This is a genomic window from Saccharopolyspora elongata (genome assembly GCF_004348985.1).
GTDB classification, from domain to species: Bacteria; Actinomycetota; Actinomycetes; order Mycobacteriales; family Pseudonocardiaceae; genus Saccharopolyspora; species Saccharopolyspora elongata.
Genome location: NZ_SMKW01000079.1, coordinates 31168 through 42343 on the forward strand (window position 1 = coordinate 31168; position 11176 = coordinate 42343).

The window sequence follows — 11176 nt, forward strand, 5'->3', positions numbered from 1 at the left end:
GGTCACTCCCTTCATCGAAAGGCCCGCATACCCGCCAGCGCGTCGCGGGCGAGGTCGGTGAGCTTGATCCCCCGTCGCCGCGCGGTCCTGCGCAGCAATGCACCCAGCCGGGGCTTCGGTTCCGGGTTGTCCACTGTGAACAGATGTTGCAGGAAGTCGCAGACCAAGCCCGGATATTCGTGCTGAACACGTGGCGAGAGCACGAACCCCGGCGCCCGCCGGAGGCGCCGGTGGTCGGCCAGGACGAAGGTGTCGGCCAACCGCTGGCGGTACTGCGCCAGCCCCGCCGCCGTCACGTCCCCTCGATCGAGCGCACGTGCGGCCGTTCGACCGGCGACCAGGCCGGAGCCGATCGCGAAGTTGACGCCCTCCAGCCAGATGCCCGCCGCCAGGCACATCCCGGCCGCGTCCCCGGCGAGCAGCAGCCCGTCGGTGGCCAGCCTGGGCATGTGGTCGTAGCCACCTTCGGGGATCAGGTGCGCGGAGTACTCCTTCAGCTCACTGCCCCGCAGCATCGGCGCTATCGATGGGTGCGCTTTGAGCTCGGCGAGCAGTTCCTCAGGCCTGCGGCCGGACCTCGCCAGGTCGGACAGCGCAAGCACGAGCCCGATGCTGACGGTTTCCTTGTTGGTGTAGAGGAAACCGCCGCCAGCGATCGGGCCGGTGCAGCCGACCATCTCGATGTCCAGTCCGTCGTCCGGGCCAAGGCCGAACCGGTCTTCGAGGACACCGCGCGGCAGCGCGAGGGTCTCCTTCACACCGAGCGTGTGGTGCTCGGCGTCGGCCGCCGGCAGCAGGCCGGCGCTCTTGGCCAGGAACGAGTTCACGCCATCGCAGGCGATCACCACCGGCGCACACAGATCACCGTCGGGCCGGTCGGTGCGGACACCGACGATCCGCCCGGTGTCCTCGCGGAGCAGTTCGGTCGCCACCGTGGAGGTGATCAGCTCGGCGCCCGCCCCCACCGCCTTGCCCGCGAGCCAGGAATCGAAGTCCGCGCGGTAGGTGGTCATGCCGTTGTGCGGCGGCCCGCTCCAGTCCTGGCTGCGGAAGTCCACCGATATCGACTGCGTCGGGGTGAGCATCATCGTGCTGCGGCGGGTGACCCACCGCTGCACCGGCACCTCGCTCCACCACTGCTCGGCGACCTCGTCGAGGATGCGGCCGTAGACCACACCGCCGTAGACGTTCTTCGATCCGGGGAACGGACCGCGTTCCAGCAGCGCAACCCGGCGGCCCGCGCGGGCCAGTTCCAGCGCCGCGGCGGAGCCAGCCGGTCCCGCACCCACCACCACCGCGTCGAACTGCGTCTCGTCAACCGGCACGGTGCCTCCCTCCCGCGAACGACTGCTCCGCCACCCCGAGCCTGCGGGCCAGTTCCCGCAGCACCTCGGGCGCGTCGGCGACGATGCCCAGATCGGCCATGGCGGTCATCGGGCACGACGGATCGGTGTTGATGCTCACGACGCAGTCGGGGTCGCCGAGCCCGCCGGTGTGCTGCGTGGCCCCGGAAATTCCGAACGCAACGTAGAGCCGCGGGTCGACGACGACCCCGGTGGTGCCGATCTGGCGGGAGTAGTCCAGCCAGCCCGCGTCGGTGACGACCCTGGTCGCCCCGACCGAGGCGCCCAGGACTCGGGCCACCTCGCCCAGCAGCCGCATCGCCTCGGTTCCGGACTCCCCAGGTGGCACCAATCCCGCACCTCCGGCGAAGATCCGCGGCGCCTCACCGAGATCCATCGTGGACGGATCGGGCGGGAGAGTTTCGACCAGCCGCGCGTCGTGCCGGACCCGCTCCGGCACGACACGCGGCTCGATGCGCGGACGCTGCCGTCGCGCTTCGGCGCTCCGCGCATTCGGCGCGAGCGTGACGACCACGGGCCGGTCCACCGCGACGCGCAGTGCGACGCGATCGTCCAAGCGCGCCAGTTCCACTTCGTCGTCGCCGCATCGGGTCGCCCAAGCCAGCAGCGGCCGGTCCAGCTCCACCGCCAGCCGCGGGGCAAGGTCGCGGCCGTCAGGTGATGCCGGCAGCACCACGATCCGGTGGTCGTCCAGCTCCGGCGCGATGCTCGCGGCGAGGCCGCCCATCTCGGCCGGGCTGCTCTCGGCGATCACGACGCGGTCCGCGCTGAGCCCTTCGGCGGCTGCGCGTGCGCCGCTGCCGACCACCAGGGCCGTACCTCCGGCTTCTGCCACTGCTTCGTCTGCCCCGAGCGGCAGCGTGCCGTCGCGCACGACGATCGCGGCGATCTTGTGCTGGCTCACAGCGTCACCCCCACTCGATGGCCCTCCACCACGGCGGCGTGCGCTCGGCGGGGGGCGATGCAGTCGCCGACGCGGTGCACGTCGAACGGGCTGCCGCGGAGTTCGTGCCACAGCTGGTCGTTCGGCGCCTGATGCGTCGCGCAGACGACCCAGTCGCACCGGCGCTCGCGCATCTGGCCGGTCGGGTGGTGCAGCAGTTGCAGGACAACGCCCCCGTCGTCCTGCCGATCGCAGCCCATCACCACCAGGTCGGTGGACTGGGCGATCCCATGCCGGTGGGCGCGGACGTTGAACGACTCCATGTCAAGGGTGATGCCCAGGTCTTGCCCGACGACCATGCCCGCGGTGACCAGCTCGACCGCACAGCCGCGCTCGGCCAGCAGCTCCGCGGTGGAGGTCGACTGGTGGAAGCCGAGGTCGTCGACGACGACCACGTCGCCATCGGGTTCGGCCCGTCCTTCCAGCACGTCGCGGACGTCCACCACCCGTTCGCAACCACCAGCCCAGTGCGGAGCCTGCGGACGGGCACCGGTGGCCAGCACGACCACGTCGGGACTCTCAGCCCGGATCAGCGTCGCGTCGGCGCGCACCCCGGTGCGGATCTCGACCCCATGCCGCTCGCACTCGGCAGCGAGGTTCCGCACCACATCGAGGAATTCCGCCCGGCTCGGCACGCTCGCCGCGACCGATACCTGGCCTCCGGTGCGCGGTTGTTCCTCCAGCACCGTGACCCGGTGTCCGCGCCGCGCGGCGACGGCCGCGGCCTGCAGGCCGGCGGGACCGCCGCCGACCACCAGCACCCGTCTGCCGCGGACGGCCGGAGTCGGCAACGCGGTCGATTCCTTGCCAGCACGGGGGTTCTCGATGCAGCCGAGCCACCGGTTCAACCCCATCCGCCCCACGCACTCCTGGTTGCACGACAGGCAGGTGCGGATGTCGGTGGCCGCTCCGGCCCGCGCCTTGGCCGCGAAGTCGGGGTCAGCGATCTGCCCGCGCACCACGCCGACGAGGTCGCAGTGACCTTCCTCCAGCGCCCGCTCGGCCTGCTGCGGGTCCTTGAACCGCCCGACGCCCACCACCGGCAGGTTCACCCTGCGGCGCAGCGCGTTCGGGATGAACAGCGCGTATCCCGGCGGGACGTGCATCGATGCCTCGATCATGTACAGCGTCGAGGTGGCGACGCCGATCGAGGTGTTGATGTAGTCGACCTTCCCGGTCGCCTCGACTGCGGCGGCGATCTCCACCGCTTCGTCGATGGTCGTGCCGCCCTCGATCAGCTCGTCCCCGCAGATGCGCACCCCCAGTGCCCGGTCGGGGCCGATCGACTCGCGTACCGCGTGGATGATCTCGCGCAGCAGCCTCATTCGGTTGGGCAGGCTGCCGCCGTAGGCGTCGGTGCGCTTGTTCGTCGCCGGGGACAGGAATCCGCGCACGATCGACGAGTGCGAGCACTGGAGCTCGACGCCGTCGAAGCCGCCTTCAGCGCAGTGCGCGGCGACCGTGCCGTACCCGGCGACGACCTCGTTGATCTCGTGCTTCTCCAGCGCCTTGGGCACCTCGCGGAACATCGGGTCGGGTACCGCCGACGGTGCCCACACCGGCAGGCGTGAGTACATCGACGAGGCTTGACCGCCGTTGTGGTTGATTTGCGCGAAGATCGGCGTCCCGTGCGCGTGCACGGCCTCGGTGATGCGTCGGTAGCCGGGGATGACCGACCGGTGGAAACCGTGGATGAGCTTCTCGTACGGCCAGTCCGTCGGGTGGGTCGAGTGCTCCTCGGTGATCACCAGCCCGGCGCCGCCCGCCGCCCGCGCCGCGTAGTAGGCAGCGTGCTGCTCAGTCGGATGCCCATCTTCGGCGTAGTTGGTCAGGTGCGCTGAGAACACGACGCGGTTGCGCGCGACCACAGGACCGATCCGCAGCGGCGAGAACAGGTAACGGTAGCGTCCTTGACCACTCATGGGCCGCTCCTCGCGGGCGCCGGCGGTCCGGCTTCGGTGATGACGGGCATGCTGCCGACGCGCACGGCTGTCCGACGGCCTTCCAGCACCGCTTCGAGGACAGTGCGCGGCGCAACGCAGTCGCCGGCCCGGGGCATGCCCTGCCGGTACAGCGACTCCTCTGGCAATCTATGTCCACAATGGATCATCACGGCGCACTCGACGGTGCGCCGCTCGGCGGTCCAGCAGTCCTCCAGCACGGCGCGACCATCGCCGACCTCCCGCAGCAGGCTGCGCAGTTCCCGGTGGACGCCGACGCGCTGGAGACGCGCGTTCGCGTCGGCCAGGTCCCCGGTGATCGCCAGCTTCGTGCCCGCAACCTGGTCCTGGGTGACCAGGGAGGTCGTCCGGCCGCGTTCGGCGAGCAGCTCGGCCAGCCCCACCCCTACCGCGTCGCCGATCGGGTCCAAGACCAGCACTGGTCCGGCCGGGAGGTCGTCGATGCGGAGCAGCGCATCGGCTGCGTCGAGCACGGTGGTGCCCGGCCGGATGTCGTAGTTCCTCGGCCCTGGCACCGATCCGGTGGTCAGCACCACCTCGATGCCCTCTGCCTGCGCACTCCAGAGGTGCGCCTGGTCCACCTCAGCGCCAAGGCGGACCGCGATGCCGAGCCGGTCGAGTTCCCCTTCCCACCACCGGATCGCGTCGGTGAACCGGTGCCTGCCGGGAAGCATCGCCGCCAGCCTTGCGGCGCCGCCCAGGCGCTGCTGGCGCTCGGCCAACTCCACGGCGTGGCCGCGCTCGGCCAGAATCCGCGCCGCCTCCATCCCGGCGGGCCCACCGCCGACGACGAGCACGCGCTTGGGCGCCGGATCGGTGCCCGGCGGTGGAAGGTCGACGTGTTCGTGCCCGCTCCCCGGTTCGACTACCGAGGAGATCACCGGATTCCGGTTGTCCCGCACCATGCACGCCTGGTTGCACAGCACGCACGGGCGCACCCGCTCGGGCACCCCCGCACGAACCTTGCGCACCAGATCGGGATCGGCGATCTGCGCGCGCGTCATCTCGACCAGGTCGGCCACACCGTCATCGAGGGCCCGCTGGGCGCGATCCGGATCCACAATGGAGCCTTGCAGCACCGTTGGCGTGCCGTGCGGCCGGACTTGGCGGCAAAGTTCGACGTTGAACCCCGGTTCGGTGTGCCCGTCGGGCCGGGTCGCCGACGCCGAGAACACAGATCCACGCACCACGACGAGGTAATCCACCAGCGGCGCCAACCGCGTCGCCTGCTCGGCGGCGATCTCGGGTGTCACCCCCGCCCAGGGCGCCAGCTCGTCGCAGCTCAACCGGAGACCGAGCAGCGCGTCACCGATCCGTTCCCGAACGGCGCGCAGCACCTCTTCGGTCAGCAGCAGCCCGTCCTCGCCGTAGCGGTCGGTCCGGTGGTTGGTCAGGCCCGAGTGGAACTGCCGCAGCAGCGAATGCTGCCCGGCGTTGACCTCCACCCCGTCCAGGCCGCTGCGCACCCCGAGCGCCGCGGCATCGCCGAAACCGGCCACGAGGGCTTCGATCTCGCGCTCTTCAACCTCCATCGGCATCTCACGGCTGGCCGGGTCGGGGAACCGGGAAGGGGCCCACAGCGGCGCCTGGGAGAACGCCGACGACCCCTGCAGACCCGCGTGCCCGAGCCCGGCGAGGACCAGGGAGCCGTGCGGGTGGCAGGATTGCGCCACCCGCGCCCACCCCTCGGCGCACTCGGCGGCCAGCGGCGCGCGCTCGTAAGGCCAGTCGGACGGGTGCACGCTGGCGATCTCGGTGACGATCACACCGGCGCCGCCGCGCGCACGCCGCTCGTAGTAAGCCGCGTGCCGGTCCGAGATCGCCCGCTTGCGACCGAGGTTGGTCTCGTGCGGCCCGAACAGGACCCGGCTCGGTGCCCGATGGCGGCCCAGTTCGACGGGCATGACCAGCGACCGGCTCATGTCAACCCCGCCAGCGGGCTCGTATCGCAGGCACGGTCGGGTCGGCGGGCCGACGGCAGCCCGAGCATGACCTGCTGCTGACGCGCGCTGGGCCGGGAGTGGTCCTGCGCCGGCCGCGGTGAGGCGCCCGGCTCGACCGCCGCCAGCGCGGCCTCGCCGTGACCCTTGACGCACTCCGGATCCGGGCCGTCCAGCGGCAACCCGGTGAAGAACTTCGCCGCCATGCACCCGCCCTGGCAGGCGTCGTACGCGGCACATGACGTGCACGCGCCGCCCGTTTGCGGCCGGCGCAAATCCTGGAACAACGCGGAATCGCGCCACACCGCGCCGAACCCGGCCTCGCGGATGTTGCCGGCGAGGAAAGCGTCGTGGATGGCGAAAGGGCAGGCGTAGACGTCGCCGACCGGGTCGATCAGGCAGACCACCCGGCCCGCTCCGCACAGGTTCAGGCCCGGCAGGGGATCCGAACCCAGCGCGTTGAGGTGGAAGAACGAGTCCCCGGTCAGCACCCGCTCGCCGTGGTCGAGCAGCCACCGGTAGATCTGCATCTGCTGCTCGGCGGTCGGGTGCAGTTCGTCCCACACGTCGGCCCCGCGCCCGGACGGCCGCAGCCTGGTGATCCGCAGCTGCGCGTCGAAGAAGTCGGCGATCCGCTCGAACTCGTCGAGTTGGTCGACGTTCTGCCGCGTCATCACCACGGAGATCTTGAAGCCGCGCATTCCGGCTGCGGCGAGGTTCTGCATCGCCCGCATCGCGGTGTCGTAGGACCCTGGCCCGCGCACCGCGTCGTTGACCTCGGCGGTGGCGCCGTCCAGTGAGATCTGCACGTCGACGTAGTCGGTCGCGGCGAGCTGCCTCGCGCGCTCGGGGGTGATCCGGAAACCGTTGGTGGAGAACTTGATCCCGACGTGGTGGGCAACGGCGTAGTCGACCAGTTCCCAGAAGTCCGGGCGCACGGTCGGTTCGCCGCCGCCGACGTTGACGTAGAAGACCTGCATCCGCTCCAACTCGTCGATGACGCGCTTGATCTCGTCGGTGCTCAGCTCGTCGGGGTCGCGGCGCCCCGATGACGACAAGCAGTGCGCGCAGGACAGGTTGCAGGCGTAGGTCCACTCCCAGGTCAGGCAGATCGGCGAGTCGAGTCCGTGCTTGAACTGTTCGACCAGTGGTGGGACTGCGGCAGTGGGCATGGGCAACTCCCGGGTCAGGCGCGGACGATCATGTCCGCGCGGGCCAGCGACGCGAGCGCGCTGAGGTATCCGCGCTCCTCGTGCCGGGCGACGCCGTGGGCGGACAGTGCCGCCCGCGCGGACCGGTGCTTGTGCAGGCCTTGGACCACGGTCACCAGCAGCGGCGTCTTGAGGAACGACAACCGGCGGTTGCCGAAGTGGTAGGCCAGCGCGCCGAAGGGCTCCGGGCGTAGCGCCACGTTCGGGCTCAGCGCGTAGGGGCCATCCGGTTCGAAGGCGGGGTGGTCCCGCGTCTCCGGGGGCAGTGATCGGCCCCCGGAGACGCGGCGCTCAGTAGACACCGCACATCCCGTCGATCGACACCTCTTCGACGAGGAGTTCCTCGACCTCATCGGAGTCGAGGTCGTGCTCGGGCAGCTCGGCGGTCTGGTCGGACATGGCGACTTCCCCTCTCTGCCAGGCGCTCTCGCCGTGGTCGAACCGAAGCTAGCCCCCGGTTCCCAGCGGGTTCGCCGTGCTGACGGTCCTTCCCGACCCGTCCGGTCGGACAGGTGCGGACTGGACTCCGGGACGGTGGTGCTGTGCTCGGTGCACCAGGCAGGCGCCGGGCGGAGAGAGAAGCTGGCGGAGCCTCGGCGGCCCGGGTACACCAGATTGGCTGGACCACCCGGAACCGCGGCGCTAACGGCCAGCGGGCGTCGTGCGGGATGTGAGGACTTCACCGAGCAATGCGACGCGGTGGTAGCACCGGCGATCCGACGGAGGTGGTAACGCGGCCACCGACTTCGTCGAACGCCTGTCCTGACCCGCACCTGTCCGATCGGACAGGTGCCGCACTGCTTGGACGGCCGGTCTTGGGTGTCCACATCGGGGGTTTGCAGTCCTGCGCCTACCCGCCGGCCGGCGCGACGCCCTAGCGTCCCCACCAATCCGCGCCGTGACCCACGTCACGAGCGGAAGTCAGCTGGAGAGGAGACGCCGCATGAAGGTCGAGGAGCTGCTCAAGCCGTTCCCGCTCAAGGAGTTCCACCCGTTCCCGCGGGCCCTGATGGGCCCCGGGGCGCACGAGATGATCGGCCCGGAGGCGATCAAGCTCGGCTTCACCAAGCCGCTGGTGATGACCTCCGGCCTGCGCGGCACCGACATCGTGCACAACATCGTCGAGTCGCTGAAGTACCACGGCCTGGAGCCGGTGCTCTACGACCAGGTCGAGTCCAACCCCAAGGACTACAACGTCATGGACTCGGTGACGCTGTACCAGGAGAACCGCTGCGACAGCTTCATCTCCATCGGCGGCGGTTCCTCGCACGACGCCTGCAAGGGAGCCCGGGTGTCAGTGGCCCACGACGGCCGCAACGTCAACGACTTCGAGGGCTTCAACAAGTCGGAGAACCCGAACAACCCGCCGCACATCGCGGTGTCCACGACCGCGGGCACCGGCTCGGAGACATCCTGGGCCTACGTCATCACCGACACCACCACCGACCCGGAGAACCCGCACAAGTACGTCGCCTTCGACGACGCCTCGGTCACGAGCCTCGCCATCGACGATCCAGTGCTGTACTACGACTGCCCCGTCGACTACACGGCGCAGTGCGGTTTCGACGTCCTCGCGCACGCCTCGGAGCCCTACGTCTCGCGGCTGAACTTCCAGCCATCGCTGGGCAACGCGCTGCACGCGATCAAGCTCACCGCGCAGCACCTGCGCGAGGCGACGTGGAACGGCCAGGACCTGGCCGGGCGCGAGGGCATGATGTACGCGCAGTACATCGCCGCGCAGGCGTTCAACTCCGGTGGTCTCGGGATCATCCACTCGATCTCGCACGCCGTGAGCGCGTTCTACGACACCCACCACGGGCTCAACAACGCGATCGCGCTGCCCCGCGTGTGGGCCTTCAACATGCCGGTCGCCTACAAACGCTTCGCCGACATCGCCAGGGCCATGGGCATCGACACCCATGGGATGACCGATGTGCAGGCCGCGGACGCGGCGCTGGCTGCGGCGATCCGGCTGCTGCGCGACGTCGGCATCGCGGAGCGCTTCGTCGACGTCAAGAAGGACACCTACTCCAAGAACCGGCTCGGCGAGGGGCCGACGAAGTACTACGAGCGACGCAAGGAGATCAAGGGCGACGCCGAAGACGTCGACGCCATCACCCGGCACGTGCTCGGTGACGCCTGCACTCCGGGCAACGCCAAGGAATGCACGTTCGACACGGTCCGCCCGGTCGTCGAGCACTGCATGACCGGCGACCTGGACGACCTGCTCAGCTGACCCGGCGTGGGGTGGCGGGCGGGCCCGCCGCCCCACCCAGAATCGGAGGAACCGTGCACGACACCACCGAAGCCCCGTTCGAGTCGGTGCAGGAGGTCCTGGACCGGTTCGCCGAGGGCGGCTACCTCGCCGACCAGCGCCTGGCGACCACCGTTTTCCTCAGCACCCGGCTGGAGAAACCACTGCTGCTCGAAGGACCCGCCGGCGTCGGCAAGACCGAACTGGCCAAGGCGCTGGCGACCGCGACCGGCAGGCGGCTGCTCCGGCTCCAGTGCTACGAGGGGCAGGACGAGACCAAGGCCCTCTACGAATGGGACTACGGGAAGCAGCTGCTCTACACCCAGATGCTGCGGGACAAGATCGGTGAGCTCGTCGCCGAGGCTCCCGACCTGCACACCGCGGTCGACGCGATCGGCGACCAGGACAGCGCCTTCTTCTCCGAGCGGTTCCTGGCCAGCCGGCCGCTGCTGGACGCGGTGCGCGGCGAGCAGCCCGCCGTGCTGCTCATCGACGAGGTCGACCGGGCAGACGAGGCGCTCGAAGCCGTTCTGCTGGAATGCCTCGGCGAGTACCAGGTCTCGGTGCCCGAGATCGGCACCTACCGCGCCGCGACGCCCCCGTACGTCGTGCTGACGTCCAACAACACCCGCGATCTGTCGGCGGCACTCAAACGCAGGTGCCTGCACCTCTTCCTGGACTACCCGGATGTCCAGCGGGAGCTGGAGATCATCCGCTCCAAGAACACCGGGCTGCCCGACGCCCTGGCCGCCCAACTCGCCGAGATCGTGCGCGACATCCGCGGACTGCCGCTGCGGAAGGCCCCCAGCATCTCGGAGACGATCGACTGGGCGCGCACGCTGGCCGTGCTCGGCGTCGACGAACTGAGGCCCGCCCTGCTGGCGGACACGGCGAACGTCGTTCTCAAGTACGAGCGGGATCTCGACCGTGCGCGGGAACTGATTCCCCAGCTGCGGGACCCGAATCGCGATGTGCCCGAGCACCTGCACGGCCACGGTCATGGCCACGGCCACGGCCACGGCCACGGGCACGGCCACGGGCATGGGCATGGGCACGACGGCGCGGAGGTGGACCAGTACGACGAAGGCAAGCGGGTCCGGGCCGCCATGGACCAGCCGGGCAGGCACGACGACGGCTACTACGGCGCGAGGACCAGCGGCCCGTTGCAGCGCTCCGGTGCGAACCGTTCGTCCGACGCGCGCAAGCTTCCCTTCTGAGCAGCCTATGGGGCGAAGTCAAGTGGCGGTGTTTCCGGTTTTGGGTGTGCGGCAGCGTCCCCGCGTGGGTAATCGAGATTCCGGAGAGAAGCCTTCGAGTCGTTACGAGAAACCCGTAATCGAGGAGGAAGTGGTGCGGTATTCCTGGGACAACGTTGTGAATTCTCCGACCTCGTCATACGCCTCATATCCCGACGGAGTTTCCGACCATGCATTCGCCACGTGAGTACGACTATCACGTCAGGCTTGCCGGAGACTTGACGAATCTTGCGCTTGAACAGCGCTG

General features: G+C 69.9%; 9 protein-coding genes. 2 read left to right on the forward strand and 7 right to left on the reverse strand.

All coding sequences use genetic code 11. The annotated features are described in order from the left end of the window. Positions 1-11: 11 nt before the first annotated feature. Genes E1288_RS37555 through mftA form a run of 7 tightly spaced genes read right to left on the reverse strand, consistent with a single transcriptional unit; the run spans position 12 to position 7818 of the window. Positions 12-1325, reverse strand: coding sequence for an FAD-dependent oxidoreductase (locus tag E1288_RS37555; RefSeq protein ID WP_132493446.1), 1314 nt, complete (start codon positions 1323-1325; stop codon positions 12-14). Next, positions 1315-2268: a mycofactocin-associated electron transfer flavoprotein alpha subunit gene (locus tag E1288_RS37560; protein ID WP_132493447.1), complete on the reverse strand. Its 954-nt coding sequence runs from the start codon at positions 2266-2268 to the stop codon at positions 1315-1317. Before E1288_RS37560 ends, E1288_RS37555 begins: the two co-directional genes overlap by 11 nt. Next, positions 2265-4229 (reverse strand): mycofactocin system FadH/OYE family oxidoreductase 2, encoded by a 1965-nt coding sequence (locus E1288_RS37565; RefSeq protein WP_132493448.1) that lies wholly within the window; start codon positions 4227-4229, stop codon positions 2265-2267. Before E1288_RS37565 ends, E1288_RS37560 begins: the two co-directional genes overlap by 4 nt. Further along, complete coding sequence (locus E1288_RS37570) at positions 4226-6190, reverse strand: mycofactocin system FadH/OYE family oxidoreductase 1 (RefSeq protein ID WP_132493449.1); 1965 nt, start codon at positions 6188-6190, stop codon at positions 4226-4228. The genes E1288_RS37565 and E1288_RS37570 overlap by 4 nt, the downstream gene beginning before the upstream one ends. Next, positions 6187-7380, reverse strand: a complete 1194-nt coding sequence (mftC, locus tag E1288_RS37575) for a mycofactocin radical SAM maturase (RefSeq protein WP_093278573.1) — start codon at positions 7378-7380, stop codon at positions 6187-6189. The genes E1288_RS37570 and mftC overlap by 4 nt, the downstream gene beginning before the upstream one ends. Before the next feature lie 14 nt (positions 7381-7394). Beyond that, positions 7395-7721, reverse strand: a complete 327-nt coding sequence (gene mftB / locus E1288_RS37580) for a mycofactocin biosynthesis chaperone MftB (protein WP_165968466.1) — start codon at positions 7719-7721, stop codon at positions 7395-7397. Beyond that, entirely contained in the window at positions 7711-7818 is a 108-nt protein-coding gene (gene mftA / locus E1288_RS37585) for a mycofactocin precursor MftA (RefSeq protein ID WP_093278581.1), read from the reverse strand. The genes mftB and mftA overlap by 11 nt, the downstream gene beginning before the upstream one ends. A 544-nt stretch (positions 7819-8362) precedes the next feature. On the opposite strand from mftA, the gene mdo reads away from it, so the two are divergent. Both mdo and E1288_RS37595 read left to right on the forward strand, forming a co-directional pair. Next, complete coding sequence (mdo, locus tag E1288_RS37590) at positions 8363-9655, forward strand: NDMA-dependent methanol dehydrogenase (RefSeq protein WP_132493451.1); 1293 nt, start codon at positions 8363-8365, stop codon at positions 9653-9655. 53 nt (positions 9656-9708) lie between these two features. Beyond that, the gene (locus E1288_RS37595) at positions 9709-10890 is read left to right on the forward strand and encodes an AAA family ATPase (protein WP_235884088.1); all 1182 of its coding nucleotides are present in this window, start codon (positions 9709-9711) and stop codon (positions 10888-10890) included. Positions 10891-11176 lie beyond the last annotated feature (286 nt).